Source organism: Candidatus Woesearchaeota archaeon (assembly GCA_003694805.1).
Classification (GTDB): Archaea; Nanobdellota; Nanobdellia; order Woesearchaeales; family J110; genus J110.
Window position 1 is genome coordinate 16822 of sequence record RFJU01000040.1, and the last position, 18583, is coordinate 35404.

An 18583-nucleotide genomic window follows, 5' to 3' on the forward strand; every position below is an offset into this window, starting at 1 on the left:
ATGGTTTTCGGTTTTGTGACGGGTTGCCAAAACAAGCAAAAAAGGCGCAAGAGCTTCGCTAGGGAATCTCTGTGTAGAACACAACCCTGTCGTCAGTGCCGGTGTAGTTCCGCAAGGAAGCAGGAACGCGTATTTCGTAGTCAAAGATGCCGCCGAAGCCCGGCTTGTCCTCATTGACCTGCGTTATGAAGACGATGTCCTGCGTGCCGTTGTAAGAAGCGCCGCCGTCGCTCGTGTCCCATAAGATTCCTGTTTGGAAGTCGGAAGAGTTTGTTGAATTCGCGACGGGGACGGTGGTGATGAGACGGTCAAACACTGTCATGTCTTTCGTTGCTACAGGGCTGCCCGCAACGGTGTAGGTGTTCTCCACCGAGTCGGTCAGGCCCGTGCTGCCAAAGTGCACATCGATGTCGGTGAAGTCGTCGTCGACCGTGTTGTTGTCAACGTCGAGACCAATCGCCTGGAAGCTGGTAAAGTTTAGGACGCTGTCAATGTCCGCTACGATGATATTGGAGGATGTTGCGTTCGTGACATTCCAGGTGAAGAGGTTCTCGATGTTTCTGTCGTGGACGACGAGCTTGTCGTCTGTTTGACCGCCGAAGAAGTTCCAAAAGCCTACAACGAGGGTGTTGCTTGCTTTGTTGTTGGTTTCGTCACCTTCTGCAATGGTATTGTCCGGGTCAACGACGAGATAGATGGTGTTCAGGCCGAGCTGGGCAATGAAGGTGTCGTTGATGGTGACATTGCCTCCCGCGGTGATGTTGAAGGTGTGGTTTTGCCCGATAGGCGTTCCTCCGGCGTCAGGGTCTCCCCGGTAGAATCTTGCAAGAACGTTGGTGAAGTTCGTCCCGCCAATGTTCCATATGGTGCCAAACACAGTGACTGACGAGTTCTCAACAGCAGAGGTGGTGTTGAACGTGACGCTTGAGCCGTTCACCATCAAGTCTTTGTCAATAACCGAGAACTGCCACGTGGCGGAGGTGTTGGCGTTCCCTGCTTGGTCCGCGCACGTGACGTTCCACGTGTGAAGACCGCTGGCGAGGTCGTAAATAGTCGTGTTGGCGGGCTGGCCCGACTGTGCTTGAATGCCTGTTTGGTTGACCTGGCCATCAAGGGTGAGGTTACACACGAGCTGGCTTGCATGATCGTCGGTTGCGGTCCAGTTAAAGAAGACGTCCGTCGTAGTGAGCGTGGAGTCGTTAAGAGGGTAGTGAAGGTCTACCGTTGGGGAACTTCCATCGAAGTAGAGCGTTTGACTGTCTTGGTACGTGCTCCCGATGTAGTAGAAGAGTTCTGGCTGGTTGAAGATGCGGCAACTGAACGCCTCACTGCCCGAGTAGGCAGAGCCATCAATGGTGAGGGTGGCAAGGCCCTGAGCGTCTGTCGTGGCACTGCCTAGTGATGCGGTGCTATTGTAAAAGTAAACAGGGTAGTTTGCGAGCGGTTCTTGCGTGTCTTCATCAGTAACGTTACAGACGAGGTCGATGGTTGCTTGTGGAACGTCTCCTATGGGGGCGTGCCAGGAAATGGTACTCGTCCCGGTGAGGTTGAACTCAAGGTAGGGGAGGTCGTTATTCGTGTTGTTGCTGAGGTCCTGCGCAGTGATTTTTGCTACGTGCGTACCTACGAGCCATGAGAAGTTCGTGGCGAAGGTGTAGTTCGTCCAGTTGTTCGTGTACGGCGGGGGGATGGTGTCGTTCTCAATGGCGGGGGTGGTAGCGTTGAAGAAGACGGTCGCGTTCTGGATGGTCTCATCCCAACGTGCGTAGATGGTCGTGTTCCCTCCTCGCTTAAATTGGGTTTGGGTGAGGTTGTACTCGAGTGCCTGTGGAGGGGTAATGTCTGATCCAGGGGGGAGGGTGTTGAGTTGTTCCGAAGCTTGAGTCGGGGGCGTGACGTTGTAGTACAGGGGTGCAGAGTCGGTAATGTTACAAACGATTGTTTCAAGCCCTGTTGAGTTGTCCGTGAAATTCAAGCTCGCCCATCCTGAGCTGTTGGTTGCGGCCGTGCCGAGCTCTCCTGTGCTGTTGTAAAAGCTCACCAGCATGCCCGTAACGGGAGCTTGGCTGGCGTTGTCAAGAACGCGGCAGCTCATAGTCGTCGTGTTCCCTTGAATGATGCTGCTCGGGTCGAGGTTGCTTTCTGAAATGTAAGCGTACCCCCACACCTCGATGGAGCCCAAGGGTGTCTGGTTCGTATTCCCGCTCGTGTCGTTGCCGTAAATAATCCAGCTCTGAAGGCCGAGTTGGGCATCGGCGGGGTATTGTACCGTAAAGTTCGACCAGCTCTGCGTTCCTGAAAGCTTCATTGGTGCAGAGAGCGAGTCGTTCGTGAGCGTTCCTGTGTCCTCCGTTGCGAGCCTGGCGTAATCGAGTGCGTAGTTGTCATGCCAGAGGGCGTAGAAGGTTACGTTCTCGAGCTTGTGAATCACCGTTGCCGACTGGCCGACGTTGTCCGCGTAGGGAACGCCGAATTCTTTTGTTGTCAGGTTTTGTTTGAGTTCGTTTTGCGCTGAAACGTTGTCGTATGATGCCAAGTCGCTGGTGATGTTACACGTAATTTCTTCAACGCCCGGGGAGGTGTCGTTGTAGGCGTAGACGGCCCAGCCGGTTGCGTTGGTTGTGTTCGTTCCTAAGAACGCAGTGGCGTTGTAGAACGAGACGAGGTAGTTTTGTGCAGGTTGTCCTCCTTCATCGACAACTTGGCATCCGATGATGACTGTTGATGAAATATTGGCCGGGTTGGGATTGAGGAAGGAGTCGTTAAGGCTGAGCTGGCGGTACACGTCGAAGAAGAGGTATTGCAGTGAGTTGTTGATATTGCTGACGAGGTCGTAGGCGTAGAGCTTCACTGCGTGGCGGCCCTTGAGCCATGAGCTGTTAGTTATGATAGTGTGATTGGTCCAGTTGTTCGTGTAGGGTGGATTGACGGTGTAGTTTTCTAGTGAAGGCGTGGTCGTGTTGTACTCGGCAATTGCTGTGAGGATTTCTTCATCCCAGAGTGCGTAGACGGTTGTGTTTTGTCCTCTGATAATGCTCGTCTTCGTGATGTTGTAGATGGAGTTCACCAGTCCGGGCGGGTCCGTCTCGTAGCCTACGAGGCGGAAGGTGGAGAAGTCTTCTTCACCAAAGTCACTTCCTTGCACGGAGAAGTGGACGGGGTAGAAACCCAGCCCTTGGTCGGTCATGTTGATGATGTAGTCGAAAGCAACCGTACTGAGTGGCTGGACGACGCCGCCGTTTGACGTGTTCCATGTCACGTTTCCGCCGGTGTAGGCGCCGCCGGTGTAGTCCACCTCGCCTATGCGGTAGAAGATGTTATTTTGCTCGTCAATGGGCCACGTGCTGTTCAAGCCGGCGTGGGTGACGTTGCTTTCGTTGATGGTCCAATTGTCGCTGTTGGAGAGCGTGTTCACGTAGAACTCAACACGATAGGTGTGGTTCGTGTAAAGGATGAAGGTGTCGTTCAGGCCGGTATCGTGAAGAACCGATGTGTCTGTTTTCTGATTGGTAGCGTTGGTAACATCGTAGATTTTAATAACGTTCATGTCCAGATTGACTCTGGAGGGGAGGATGTTGAACTCTGCAGTTGCGTTGAGTGGTGTCCCGTTGTTGGTGACGATGACATTGCCATGCACGTCTTTGAATGCGGCATAGACCCTGTAGAGGCCGTCTTCTCTCGTGAGCGTGTTGAAGGCGCCGTTGGCAAGCCAGATGTCTGCAAGGTTGAGGATGTTGTAGTCTTGAACGGTCCTCACGGTTCCATTCGCTGCGTCGTCAACAATGACTTCTTCTGTTATCCAGCCTTCTGAGCTGTTGAATTGCACTTCTAGGAAGAGGACGCCTCTGAAGGGATACGCGAGCGTGTTGCGGATGCGCGAGATTGCCTGTTCCTCTTCGCCAAATGATGTTTTCGGCCGTCCACCCCATGCCGAGGACGCTTCGGGGACGCTGAACGTGTAATCCGTTCCGCTCTCTTCAGTGAAGAAGAGGAAGAGGATTGGCTTGTCCGAAGTGATGTTCACCGTTGCATCGAGGGGAGGATTGAAGGTGTAGGGCGTTCCTGCTGTTGCAATAGTGGTGAGGAGAACGCCGTTCTGGTACACTGCAGTATTGTCAAAGAGCGGCCAGACCGCGGCCATTTGTTGGCCGATAGATCCTCCTGTTGCATGGACGTAGAAGCGCGTTCCGACCATGTGACCTTGGTCTGCTTCTGGCACGTAGTCTCCAGAGTCACCTTGGCGGTTTGCGTTGCTCAGGTATTTGTCATCAACAAGGACAGGGTTGTCGGCAACAATTTTGAGGACGTGGTCGTTGGTGGTGAGGACTTGGTAATGGCTACTCAGTGGCGGGATCGAGATGGCGTTGATGGTGTCAGTTCCGTCTGTGACGTCGATGATGTCGGCCGTGACGTAGGCATTGTTAGGGTTGTAGATGCGCAGACCGTTATTGTTGTTGCTAATGCCCCAGATTACCGTGTCGCGCTTGGTTCCGTTTTGGCCGACCCACCAGCGCTGCGCGTCTCTGCTTGTTGGCGTGTCTGCTTTTCCTGCAACGATGAAGCCGGGCTTGGAGAGCGTGACGCTGTAGGTTTCGTTGGCCCCTGTTGTGCTGTCCTTGAAGAGTTCGCCTTGGTTGAGTGTGCCGTTGTGGAGTAAGGTGTCATCGCTAGTCCTGCGTACTTCGTAGGCCGTGTTGTTTTCAAGAGCGACAATCCAGAGGGCGCCTATGTTGGATTGGCCGGAAGAGGTGTAGCTCCAGACGCGAAAGTCGGTGCCTGAGCTGTTCATGCGCTTTGGCATGACGGTTGTCCACGCGTTCGGGTTGCTTCCTTCCAGGACGCCGACGAAGACGGAGAGAGGCTTGCTTGAGGTGATCGTGTAGGTGTTGTCCGTGCCGGGGAGGTTGAAGTTCTGGTAGGTTTGGTCTTTGTTGAGTGTTCCGCTTGCGCTGACGCCGCCGGTAATGGTATAGGTGGTGTTGTCGTAGTACGGGATAAGGATGAGATCTCCGCCATTGCCATTGACAGTATTGCCGTCCATTCGGGTGTAGTACGTGAACGGTTCTATGTTTTGCGGCGGGTTGGTTGCGTTCTCGTTTCCGTAGTAGAGGTAATAGTTCGCGCCGGTACCGGTGAACGCTGCAGGCGTTTTGAACCACACTTGGGTTGTTGTTGTGTTGAAGTCGAGGACGACGCGGTCGAGTTCGACTGATTGGTTGTTTGTGGCGTTAAGCCAAACGACGCGAAGGTCCGAGCCGTCAGCGCGTACTTTATGTGCTGAGAGCAGGCTTTGCGTGTCGATCTCGATCATGACGGTGAAGTTGGGCTCTATTTGTCCTGTGTAGGATGAGGTAAGGTTGAAGGGTGTTCGGTATTGGTAGGATTCATTCCACCAGGGTTGCTGGTAGCCGGTCAGGTTGACTTGTTCGTTTTGGGAGTAGTTTGCCTGTTCCGTATCGACGCGTATGTCTGCTTGGGTGGTGACGAGGAAGGTCTTCGGGGATGATGTTGTGTTGTCTGACGTGTTGTCTTCGACGGTGATGGTGTAGTTGTAGTAGAGCAGTTGCCACGTGTCGTTGAAGGTGTAGGTGTAGAGGCCGGAGTTTTCTTGCATTGTGTCGGTGACGCTGGTCCCGTTCGGGTATGTTATCGTTATGGTTACGTTGGCAATGCCGTCGGCGTCACTCACATTGGCGGTGATGGTGACAGGGATTCCTATGCCTGCTGGGTTGGGGCTTGCTGTTATGTTGTTGAAGCTTGTTGCTTGGCGGATGGTGATGTTTTGCGTTCCTGACCCTGCATCGTAGTACTTGGAGGGTTGGCTCGTGACGGAAGCATTGAAGAGGTGTGCTCCAAAACTTGCCGTTTCGGGTATGGTGTAGTAAAGGTAGGCGACCCCGTTCGCGTCTGTTGTGTTGCTTCCTATGAGGAGGTTGTCTGTTTCGTCGCGGAAAGCAACGGTTCTGCTGCCTTGAGGTGTGCCGTTGTCAAGGAGGACGGTCGCGTTGAGGAGGATTGTTTGGTTGCGTTCGGGGTTTGTGTCGTTCGCTTGGAGGGTGACATTCATGCCTGCCCAGACTTCAAGGATGATGGCGTCAATTTCTCCTTCGACGTTGGTTGAGTTGGCGGTGAGGTTGATTTGCTGGGTGCCGAGGGTTGATGTTGTGTTAGGAGTGAAGGTTGCGTTGTTCCAGAGCCGTTCCCCTGAGGTAAGAACGGGGTCTGTTGTTGTTAGGCTCCCTGCCGTGACTTGCCAGCCTTGTGGAAGGTGCCAGGTGAGCTCCGCGTTGAGGGCGTCGGCGCCGTTGGTGTTGTTGGCAAATCCTGAGAAGTCGTACGGAATGGTTCTCGTTACTTTGGTGTAGTTTGAAGTAATGTTGACTGCGATGAGGCCGGGGGCGCTGACTTGGAGGGTGAGTGGTTGTTGGTTGGTCCAAAGCTTTGTTTCAAGGCCTGGGTTGGTGTACGTGACGTTGACGCTGATGGTGTACACGCCGATTGGTGTTGAGTCGTTGGTGGTGATGTTGAATTGCGGGAACCAGCTTCCCTGAACGGCGCTGTCTCTGCTCTCCTCGCCCAGTGTTGAGGCGGTTGGCTCGTTGGTGACGAGGTGGCGGACAATGATGTCATCGGTGTAGTATTCGTACCCTCCGTGGATGACGAAGCGGTCAAAGCCGCTCGTGACGGTCAGGTCGCTTGCTTCAAGGCTGTCAAGGTAGCCTCCTGTGCTGTTGAAGACGGTTATGTTATGTGTGCTTCCTAGTTTGCGGTGCCGTATGTGGTACCACGTGTTGAGGTTGAAGTACGTGGTTGAGGTGCTCGCGATGTCTCCTGCGCTGCTTCCCGCGTTTCGCTCTTCTATGGCGAATGTCCCGCTCGGATTGACATCCGTGATGCGAAAGCCGTACCCGCTGAATGCGCTATTGGAAATGGCGTAGCGGGATTGAGCGCCGCCGTTCTCGTTTGGTCTGTTGAAGTTGAAGGTTACTTCGAAGTCGTCAATGGTCGAAGGGAACGTTCTGTATCCTCCGTTTGGGTCGTTGCTGGCTGTTTTGAGGATGACATTATCCCCGCCGGTCGTTGTGTGCTGGACGACGCCGCTCGAGTAGTTTTGCCATCCGTTGATGTCGCCGTCCTCGAAGTCGTCGTAGAAGAAGTAGACGTTGCTGTAGTTTTCCGGGCCTGGACCTACGCTGGGGTTGCCGTAGTAGACGTAGTAGTGTTGGTCTGAAGAGGTTGCGGGGATGTCTTCTTGGAGTTTAAACCAGAACGTGCTCGTGGCTGAGTTGCACGCGGTGCTGAGGTGGCGGTCGAGCTCTTTGAGTTCGCCTGATGTGGTGTTTTTCCATACAATGCGTACGTCGTCGCAGTCGAGCTGGACTTTTCCTGCTGAGTAGAGCGTTGCCGTGTCGATGGTGACGTTGACACTGTAGCCTGCTTGGAGGGTGCTTGCCTCGTTGTTGGTGAGATTTATTTTGGTGCGGTATTGCCAGGTGTTGTTAAACCACGGGTCTTCTTGGCTTGAGCCTTCGAGGGAGGTGAGGTTGCAGTAGGGGAGGGTTGTGTTGAGGCAGGTGCAGGTGATGCCTGGGGCTTGTGGGCAGTTGATGGAAACGTTGAGGTCTGTGAGGTTTTTGCTCCAGAGGTTGACCATGCCGAACTCGTAAATGGCTGAGTCGTTCTTGTTCACTTTGCCAGGGTTGATGGTGGCTGAGAACTCGTCGGTGAGGCGGTGGAGCTTGAAGGTGAAGTTCGAGCTGGTCTTGTCTTGAAAGTTCGTTCCGGAGAAGGTGGTTTCCCAGAGCATGTTGTACGTGCCGGTCGCGGCGTCGAAAGGTATGTAATACCCGTTGGACGCGTTGTTCCATTGCTTCGTGCACGTCGCGCCTGGAGCAAGGTCGCCGCAGTTTTTTTCGCTGTCAGGGCCCCACCCTGCAGGTGTTTGGTCGGGGTTGAGAATGCGCAGGTAGATGGATGTGTTAAGGGCGGTGGCGTTTTCGTTGCGTGCGGTGACGTTCACCCAGTCTAAGATGTCTTCCACTTCAAACTCGTTGATGGCGTGTTCGTAGAGGTTTTCGTGGGTGATGTTTTCTATCGTGAGGTTGGGCGAGAGTATGCTAAAGTTGTACGTTGCCATGAAGTATTCGCTGGTTGAAATGTTGAGGAGGTTGCCGTCGGGGTCGTAGAGCCGCGCCGCGACTCGATACGTTCCTGAGGGGTTGAGGGCTGTGTCCCACGCGCCCCCGTCGGCCCAGGTTTGGTTGAGGTAGAGGATGCTTCCGGGAGTGAACGTTCGCTCGTTGCTCGTTGCCAGGTCGTCAACAACGGGGAGGCCTGAGCGCTGCCACGACCCTCCCGTGTAGTACTCTGTTTGCATGACGAGATATCCTTTGAAGGAGTACGCCCCAACGTTTTTGAGGGTTGATTCGGACGGCCTCGCCTCGACTCCTCCTTCTGTTTGCAGAGGCGGCGTGGTCGGGATTTTTCGGTAGAGCGCTTGGCCGAGCGCGTTCTTCTCGTCGTTGGTGGCTGCTTCTTGGTACGCTACCCACACGGGCTTGTCGCATCGGATGGTGTCCCCAGCCCCGCTCGTTCTTGCTGAGAAAAGGATTTTGTAGGGGCTCTTGCCCGTTCCTGTTCGCGAGGCGGTTGCTTGGTCTACGAGGTTGCCATTGGTGTCGTACAGGGTGCACGTCGTCTCGTTCGGCGCTGAGATGGTGATGTAGTCGTACCCGTGGGGGATGGCGTACGTGTTTGCAAGGTAGAGGTCGGGGAGGAAGGTGGTTGCTTCTCCGCCGTTCCCATCTGCTATTTGGACGGCCCAGACGGGTTTGTCTGCTTCAACGTAGTAGGCTGGCCCTTGGCCGTAGTTATCACCGACGTCAAAATGCTTTCCGGACCCTTGGTTGAGGGTGAAGGTGTAGGTGGTGCCGTTGCTGAGGTAGACGTTGACGTTTGTGTTGTCTTGGGCTGCCGCGACTTGAAAGTCTGTTCCGGGTACGCCGTAGAGCCTTCTTCCCGGGGGTGGGAGGACGTACGCGTCGTAAATGGACGTTCCGCTCTGTGCTCGGTGGGTGATGATTACGGGTGCGGTGGCGTTGATGTAGCCGCCGTTGCTATTGCTCGCGGAGAGCGAGTTGAGGTCTCGTTCAACGTCGGCGGTGGTTCCTTGCGGGACGTTGACGCACGAGCTGATGAGGGTGAGGGAGGTTCCATCGCCGTTGTAGAAGCAGACGGTGCTGTCATTGTACGGGCTGTAGATGCTCCACCGGTCGGTTCCTCTGCTTGATGAGACGGCGAACTCCTGCGCGGCGAAAAGGAGGGGCGCTGCGGCGTCGGTCGCGTCTGCGTCTCCTGCGGCGAAGAACGCGCTGTTTGCTGATATGGGCCCTCTCGCTGGCGTGGTGAAGCTTCCTGTTTTGGACTCGTCAAGTGTGAGGCTGGCTGCGTTGTGGGTGATGGTGTTGTTGTCTGCAAAGCTGACGACGTCGAGGTTGCCGAGGGGTGTTTGGTTGGAAACAACAAAGAAGAGCGATTGGTTGGTGGTGAAGTTGAACGTTGCTGACTCGCTGGAGGCATCGATCGCTGCGGGGTAGTTGTAGTAGAGGTAGATGGTTTTGTTCTCATTCGCGGAGAGGTTTGTTTTGACGAAGAAGAGGGTTTGGTTGGTGCCGCACGCGTAGGCGGGGACGTCGAGCCGGTAGTACGGGATCTCTGTTTGGTTTGCATCGGTGAACCGAACGTCTGCGCAGTCGCCTCTTAGCTTGTTTTGTGCTTGCAGGGCTTGCGTGTCGAGGGTTATGCTGACGTGGAATTCGCCAAGGTTCGTCCCTGACTGTTCCGTGAGGTTGATGCTTTTCCTGTAGGCATAGTTTTGGTTCCACCACGTGCTATTGTCTTCTTTTCCTACGAGGTAGACAACTTCGTTTGGCCCATACCCATCTTGAAGGGTCACGACTGACATGGCCGCGTCGGCTCCGACGAAGAAGGTGGTGTTTGCCGTGCTTGTTTGTGTGGAGACGTCCGTGGCGGATACGAGAAAGGTGTGGTCTCCGTACGTCCAGGTGTCATTGAAAACGTACCAGTACGTGTTCCCTCCTGCGTAGGTCGGGGTGACGCTCAGGGTTGTCCCGTCTGGCTTGGTGATGTTGAACGTCACGCTGGCAATGCCTGTTTCGTCGGTCACGTCGGCGCTGAGGTTGGTGGTATACCCGAAGCCAACGGGGTCTGGCGTGGCGGTGAGGTTTTCTATAATTGGTGCAGAGTCGTCAATGACTTTCCATGACGTGTGGTTTTTCGCGGTGTCATTCGTGTCTGGAGAGGGGAGGCTCTCTGACCATGCGAAGAAGGTGCCAAAGTCGTAGAGGCTGGTGTTGTGGGGGATGATGAAACCAGTGGCTCCTGTGTCGTTGTCGTTGGTGTAGAGGAGTTCTTCTTCCGAGTCCGTTGCGACGCTCGGGGCTGGCCAGGCGAGTTTGCGGTGTTGTTTTGGGTTCCAGAGATTTTGTTCTTCATCTCCCGTGTCATATTCTGCGTAGGCGTACACCGGTGCCGAGCAGTTCAGGAATGACCCTGCTGGGATGTCAGGTCCTGCACCGTCGCCGAAGAGGATTTGGTTCGGCCTTGGCCTCGCGTTTGACCCGCCTGTGCCGCTGAAGAGAAGCGTCCCCGTACTTGAGTAGATAGTGCAGGACGTGTCCGGCTGGGTTGCTGCGATGGCGACGTAGCTGCTGTCGTGGGAGAAGACGTACTCCTTGGCGAGTTCGCTTTCGGGGAGGAAGGTTACTGATTCCGTTCCGTCCCCGTCTGCTATTTGCTTGACGCCAATGGGTTTGTTGGATACGACGTGTGCAGCGGGTGCTGATCCTTGCGTGCCGTGGCCCCCGCTGATGTGCTCATCTCCTGCGTCGAGGCTGACCGTGGTCGGCGTTGCCGTGTCGCTCCAGTAAATCGTCGCGGTAGTGCCGTTTTCCAGGGCGGCAATTTCAATTGAGCCGGAGGGGACGCCCCACCAGTCCGTCGTTGCTGGATAGAAGGGGAAGGCGTCATCTCCCTGTCCTGACTCGACGTGAAAGACGAGGACGGGTGCTGATGCGCTGATGAGCACGGCGACGTTGTTGGGCGTGTCGGTGGTGGTTGAGACAACGTTGCCCTTGGTTATATTGTGGCTTTCCAGGAGGGTTCCCCAGTTGGTTCCGTAAAAGATTTGGACTGACGTATCGTTGAACGGGGCGAGGATGTGAAACGTGTTCACGTTTGAACCCGAACTTCGGTCAATACGGTAGACGAAGGTGGTGCCTGCGAAGCTGATAGGCACGAGGGCATCTCCTTCCCCGTCGTGTGTTGGCTGGACTGGCTTGTCGGTTGTTATGGCTCCTGCTTGGGTGAGTTGCGTGTTCGAGATGAGGCCGACATCGCCTTTGTTGAGGGAGAGGCTGGTCGTGCCTGCCTGAACGGACGTTCCGTTGTAGAAGGGCGTGACGCTGACGGTGGATGTGGTCGCGGCGAAGCTGTCAACGACATAGTAGATGGACTGTTTCGTGCTGTAGCTAAAGGTTTCGTTCATTAAACTCTGAGATGTCGTGGCTGAAGGGTTGCCGTAGTAGAGGAAGAGGTAAGACGTCGTGCTCGCGTTCAAGGCGCTTGCTTTCACCCAAATGGTGGTTGCGGAGGTGTTGCACGTGTACGTGGGGTTTTCTTCGATGTAGAAGTCCAGGAGGTTTCCAGAGGAGTCAACGGCGCGAAGGTCGGAGCAGTCCGAGTTGAGTTTTCCTGAGCTGATAAGCGCTTGAGTGTCTATGGTGACGTTGACTTGGTATTCGGTAAGGTTATTGCCTGAGTTTTCTTGGATGGTCACGGGAGTGCGGTAGGTCCAGTTTTCATTCCACCAGTCGAACTCGTAGGTTGCCTTGATCACTTTGGTGTGAACGGTTGCGTTGACGACGTCTCCTCCTTGGTTGGTAAGGTTGATGGTGATGTTGACGATTTTTCCCTTGGTGAATTCTGTTCCGTTCGTGTCAATGGAGAGCGTGACGAAAAGACTGACGTTGAAGGGGGTGATTGCGCTTGAGCCGAGATTGCCGAGTGAGTCGGTGCAGTTGACTTGCCAGGTGTGGTTGCCGTTGGTCAGGCCTGGCACGGTATAATTTGTTGGTGTTCCGGTGGTGCTGTTGATGTTTGCTTGTTGAACGGCTCCGTCAACGATGAGGTCGCAGAGCGCCCATGCTTGAGCGTCGTTGGCGGTCCAGTTGAAATTGACTGTGCTGCTGTAGACGACTTCTTGGCTGGAAGGGTAGTGTTGCGTGATGGTCGGTCCGTCGTTGTCGACGGTGAGGTTGCTGGTGTTTGTGGCTTCTTTGTTCGCGAAGGTAACGTTTACCGTGACGGCATAGGTGCCGCTCGTCGTTGGGGAGGAGAAGGTATAATTGTAGTTTCCTTGCCCGTCGGTTTGGAAGAGACTTTCTACTGTTTCCTGTGTGAAGGAGGGTGTTTCGTTGGTGAGGTTGACCACTACCGACCAGATGGCTACGTCATCGTAAATGACTTCGCCACCGATTGCGGTGTCGTCGTCGTTGAAGTAGTGGATTGCGTCAACGGGGGCGTACCCGCCGTTGTCCGTGTTCCAGTCGCTTCCGATGGGAATGGCAAAGACGCGCCACTGGTTTGTTGAGGTTGAGTGGTAGCGCTCGATGTCTTCTGTCCAGTCTCCGCAGGAGCCGCCGCTCCACTGGCAACCTGCCATGATGTAATTAAGCTCGGTTGTTCCGGTGTTGTCGCTGCTGTTGTCAAGGCCGATGCCTTCGATTTCTCCTTCTGAGGGGATGTACATGCGCACCGTCATGGTGGTGTTCTCTGTGAGGGAGATCGGGGTGATGTCTTCGCGTTTCCACGTGTTGCCGAAGATGTGAAATGACCTTGACCCTTCCGCGTAAATGGAGGTGTTGTATTGCCAGTTGCTAGGCTCGATGTCTTGTGCTCCTGCAACGCCTTGGTAGCTGGTGAACGTCGTGCTTTCTTCAAAGCCGTTGTGATGGAGGCGGAGGACTGGGTAGCCAGGGTCTTGTTTGGTTCCGTGGTTTGTGGTGTCAAAGTAGAGGTAGTACGTACGGGTTGCCGTGTTTGTGCCGTTGGCCACCCAGATGATGTCCGCATAGGCGTTGGTTGTTTCGTTGTAGGTGTTTTTCGGCTCGAATTGGGATGGCACCTCTCCAAGGATTGTTTGGCCGGAGTACTCGATTACGCGTACTGAGTTGTTATCAAAGCTTCCTGTAATGCCTTTTTTTGCGAGTTCTTCGGTGAAGTTTACTGTTTGGATGACGGGGTAGTCATTAATGTTTGCACTGGAGAAATCGATTGTGATTTTGATGCGGTAGTTCCATGAGTAATTCCACCACGGGTCCGCGTGGACGTTTTGAGCGATGAGGTTGCTCTCGTTGAGGGGGACGCCGTCGATCGTGATGGTTAGCGTTGCGTTGGTTGCGTTTGAGCCGTCGGTAAGCGATGCTTTACCAGTAACGGTTACGTTGTCGCCTCCGAAGGTTATGCTTGGCGTGAGGGTTTCCGTTATGCTTAGATTCCGCGTGTCAAGGGTGAACGTCCCGTTCTCGCTGGCAAAAGAGAGCGAGTTGTTATCTGCTGCGGCGCACGTCCAGAGGTACGTTCCGTCAGTAAGGGAGGTTACTGTGAATGATGCGTTCGCTGAGGTGTCATTTGTTCCAGGAAAGGTTTGTGTCTGGCTGGGTTGGAGTGTTCCTGAAGTGTTGAGGTAGAGCGTGATGTTCACGATGTCATTGTTGTCGGTTGCGGAGCAGTTAAGCGTAAACGGCTCTTGTTCGATGAAGGCAGAATTGGAAGGGGCGTCGAGCGACACAATGGGAGGGAAGTCTTCTTCCTTCCAGGTGAAATTGACTGAGGTGATTGCTATGGCTTGCCTCGCTGGCGAGGTGTAGTTGGCGACGAAGAGGAAGCTTCTTCCAGGCGTGAAGGAAGGATAGGATGTTGAGTTTATCTCGACGCCTTGTTGGGCGGCGTGGTAGGTGGCTCCTCCATCAACACTTACCCAGAGGGTTATGTTGTTTTGTGCATCGGTGTTGTTCGTTGTCCATTCTGGCGTGATTGCCGAGATGTAGTTGGTTGTGTTGATGCGTGTTGATATGACGCGGCCTGTTTTTGGTCCGAGGCTGCTGAGCGTCACGTTGTCAAAGCGTGCGTCGCTCATTCCCCACGAGTAGAGAGCGATTGATCCCGCTGCGTGGGCCGTGTCCGTGGCGTTGAGGACAAGGGTGCCGTCGAGGTAAACTTCGATGGTGTTTCCTTCTGCAATAACGGTGACGGTATGCCAAGCGTTTTGTGTGAGGCCGCCATCTGTGAGCGTGTCAGAATCGAGTACGGTAACTGAGTCGTTTACTACTTTTTCGAGGCGTCGGTAGTTGCTCGTTCCTTCGAAGCGGACTCGGTAGTAGTTTGTCTGGTTAACGTAGCGGAACATGAGGCCCATGCCGTCGTTGTCGCCGGCGTAGAGCTTGGCGGTGAGGTTGAAGTTGGTTACGTTGATGCCTTGCGCGTATTGGTATGTTCCTTTCGCGATGGTGTCCCTGTTCCCGACGGCGTCGTAGGCATTTCCTGTTTCTGCAAAGTATCCTCCTGTCAGGACCCAGAGGGGTGTGTTATCCGCTACGCCTTCATTCACTTCCACCCACGTGACAGGCGAGCCGTCAGTGGTGCTCCCGTCAGCGAAGGTTTCATTGAAGAGAAGCGTTATCGTTCCGGAAAACGTCAGCGATCCTGGTGTGAATGTCACGTTCGTGCTCGAGGCTATGCTGGAATTGTCAGGGTATGCGTCGTAGTAGCTTTTGTTCATGTCAACGGTGAAAGAAGACGTATTTGATGCGAGGTTGCCTGCAGTGTCGTTGGCGTACACGGTGAGGGTGTAGCTCCCTTCCGCTTCAACGTCTTCGAAGACGAAGCCGTCCGTGCAGGCGGTGCAGAGTGTTTTGTTTGTTCCGCCATTAACGCTGTACCAAGCATTGACCGTTTCGGAGAAGCTTGCGTTGATGGTCGGTGTTGAATCTTTTACAAGTCCTTGGGGAGTGTGGATGGTAATGACGGGAAAGGTCGTATCGACGATGAAGGTGTAGTTGTTCGTGGCGAAGCTGCTGTTGCTTTCGTTGTTGACTGCGAAGCAGTTCCAGATGTAAACGCCTTCTGTTAGGTTGGTGAGCGTGAACGTTGCGGAGACATTGGTATCAGACGAGCCGGAAAATGTTTGTGTCTGGTTTGCCTGCCACGAGCCGGTGATGTTGTGGTAGAGGGTGATGTTGATAATGTCCTGACCCGCGAGGCTTTCAGCTGAGCAGTTGAACGTCACGCTCCCTCCTTGTTGGCTTGACGCGTTGGGAGGCGTGTTGAGAGTGACGAGGGGAACTTTGGCGTTGTAGTAGATTTCTTCTCCTAAAGAAAGCGTTGGCTCCTTGGACGCTGCTTCCCTGAGGATGATGTTGCTAAACCAGCCGTCGGGAACATCGGGCGGGGGGCCGTTGTCGTCGGCGTCTTCGTCGCTTCCAAAGGTGAGGTACGAGTAGCTCCCCGTCACCATGTCTGCACTGACGTTGATGACGTAATGCGTCCAGTTTGGGCTTGTGTAGTTGTGGTATGTTTGGAAGCCGAAAACTTGCGTTCCGTAGAGCTGAAAGAATCGGTTGCTTGAGAGTGAGGCGGTCTGCGTTTCTAGGCCGATGCCGTTGATTTCTTGTTCTTCGCTTCCGTTGTAGCGATTGCGAAAGTCCAGTTCGAGGATGGTGCTGGTCGTGACGGTGTAAGGGTAGTTGAGCGCTTTCCAGCTGTTTCCGTAGAGGTGGAGGGTCCTGTCTGTGAGGTTGTTCGACGTTGAGTCGACGTCTTGAGCGGTGCCGCCGTAGCTGGAGAGGGTGTAGGCGGAGAGGTTGAGAATGACGCTGGCGTTCTCTGGCGGATTGCTTGCTGAGGGGTTGCCATAGTAGATGAAGTAGCTATAGTTCTCTGCTGTGAGTGGTGTTTGTGTACGAAACCACACTCTTGTTGCGGTCGTGTTTGGGTCGATAATTTCCCTGTTGATTTCGTTCCAAGTTGCGCTGGAGTCGTTGTACCAGAGGACGCGCAGGTCGTCAAGGTCTGCTCTTGCTTTTCCTTGCGACACGAGCGCTTGCGTGTTGAGGACGAGCTTGACCGGGTATCCTTGACTGAGCCCTTCTGTTGCGATGTTGCTTATGTTGATTTGGCGGCGGTAGGTGTAGTCGTTGTTCCACCAAGGGAGGGATTCTCCAAAGGCAGGGTCTTGGGGCGTGATTGTTATGGTGTACGTTTCTCCTGGGGTGAGGCTTCGTTGTTTTTCCCAGGTTGACTCGCACGTTGCGGTTTGGAAGTTCCACGCGGTGCATTTGTAGAGAGCGTTTCCTTTGGCGGTCCTGGTGAGTGTTGCGGTGGTGTACGTGAGTTGTGAGGGGTCAAGTGCGAGAAGGTTCGTGAGGCGTTCGCCTTTCGCGAAGACGACGTGCTGGTCTTCGTCAAGGTAGAGCTTTGCCTGAGGGTTGTGTTCGAGGGATGCGAACGTGAGTGTCTGGAATGCCCCCTTCGTGGGAAGAATTTCGAGATCGTAGCGCTCTCCTGGAGTGAGTTGTGTGGGGGAGATGGTGTGCCCGGCTTTTTTGTAGCGCATCTGGAGGGGTTCTGGCTCGAAGCTGGCGAGGGGCGGCGTGGCACGAGTGGGTTGCGTGGGCAGTGTTGGCTTCCTTGGCGTTTTCTGGAATGGCTGGGTTGGTTGGTTGCTGTTGCTTGGCTGGGGTGTTGATGGTTGTTGTGGTGTTCTGTGCGGCTGGGTTGTTTCCAGAGCAGGGTTGTTGCGCGTCTCTTTGGCGGACGTTTCTTTGGCGGTTTTGGCAGGGTTTGGGAGGACGGTTATGTTTGTTTGTTCAAGGAGGTGGTTTCCGAGACGGAGTTCGAGTTCGTAGAGAGCGGGCTCTTCGGGGTAGAGGGTGATTGGTTCGTTGAGGTCGCCGAGGTAGCGCTGATAGGTGTTGTTTGTCTTCAGAATCAGCGTTGCTTGTGGCGGGGCTCTCGCTACGGTTATGGTAATGGGGTTTCCCGTGGTGGTCGCGAGCGGTTCGACGAGGAGGTGAGCGTTGGCGTGTTGAGTTTGGCCGTTCGCTTGGGTGCTTTGGCTTGAGCTGTTTGTGCGGAGCTGTGTTGCGTTTGTGACGGTGAAGGTGTGGCGTTCGAGTTCGCGTCCTGAGCTGTCTTCTATGATGAGTTGGTACGCGCCTGGTTCGGGAGGGTTGAAGAGTGTTGTTGTGTTGGGGCTTCCCGTGTAGCGAAGGACGTTCTCGCCGTGGATGATTTTAATACGGGTTGTAGAGGGGAGGTCGTGGAGGTTTACCCGGACAAGTTCTCCTTGGGTGAAGACGGTTTTTTCGAGGCGTGTAAAGCTCGCTGCGGGGGGGATGAAGAAGAGCGGGCTTGCGATGAGGGCGATGATGATGAGGGGGAGTATTTTGGTGGTGATGTTCTTGAAGACGAGTGTCTTGAATAGGCGCGAGTGGTTGGTAGTGGGGGTTAACGTGGCGCGTGGGGTTTGTGTTGGTTTGGTTGCTTGATGCCTTGATGGAGGTTTCTTCGTGGCAGTGCGTTCTCGGCGCTTCTTTGTTTTCTCCCTAGTCGTGCTCCTTGCCGCTGTTTTTTTGCGTGGAGGACGTATTGAAGAGGAGCTTCCTCGTCTTGTAGATTTTACGTGCTGTGCGCTCATGGTTTCTTTATTGTCGTGGTTTTCTTTATTGTTCTCCGCGACGTGTTTTCATGGTGCTTCATGGTGTTTTTCATGTTTGAGTTTTTTTTCATTGATTTTTCATTGATGTTGTATTTCTTCGTGTTGTAATTCTTGTTAATCTCTTACTGCCAGGTAATCGTTGCGTGGCGTTGGGCGAGTACGGGTATGATTTCTGAGAGGAAGGTGTAGTAGTTCTCATATCCTGCGAGGAGGAGGGGGTGCTTGTATTCCGCATATTGTTTGATGAGTGTTTGTTGCCAAGAGGTTTTGGTGTGAAATTGCAGTGTTTTTCCAAGAATTTTTGATGGTGTGCTGGCTGCGTCCTCAAGTCGTGGGAGAATGACGATAATGCGGTCTTTGTGAAGCAGGGCGGTAAGGATTGGTGTTGGCGTGTGGAGTTTGTTAAGTTCTTCTCTCAGAAGGGCGGCTTCTGTTTTTTTCTTAGAAGGCAGTGTTTGGAGGCGTTCGATGGCATTTCTAGCGAGAAGGTTGCGGGAGAGCGGGTTTTGGAGGTTGATGGAGCAGAGATGGGCTCTTCCCACGACAGCCCAGCGAACCACGCCTTGTTCTCGAAGAGAATGTATTGTTTTGTTAATGTGGGGGTATGCTTTGTTGAGGTTCTTCGAGATTTGGTGGATGCTGTATGCTTTGACGAGGTCTTGTGCGAAGAGCCCGACGAGCTCTTGCTCCAGTCGTTGCTTTGCCACTGTGAAAAACCCTCACCAGGTATACGTTATCACTGTCATTATTATACTTTTTTTATATAATAATATTTAAACATTTGTA

The 18583-nt window shown here is 54.1% G+C and carries 2 protein-coding genes; both read right to left on the bottom strand.

The genetic code is table 11. The features are described from left to right. Positions 1–58 precede the first annotated feature (58 nt). Positions 59–17776, bottom strand: coding sequence for a DUF2341 domain-containing protein (locus D6783_01830; GenBank protein ID RME53525.1), 17718 nt, complete (start codon positions 17774–17776; stop codon positions 59–61). A 143-nt stretch (positions 17777–17919) separates the two neighbouring features. Then, a complete protein-coding gene (locus D6783_01835; protein RME53526.1) occupies positions 17920–18504 on the bottom strand; it encodes a hypothetical protein in 585 nt (194 codons plus the stop codon). Positions 18505–18583 lie beyond the last annotated feature (79 nt).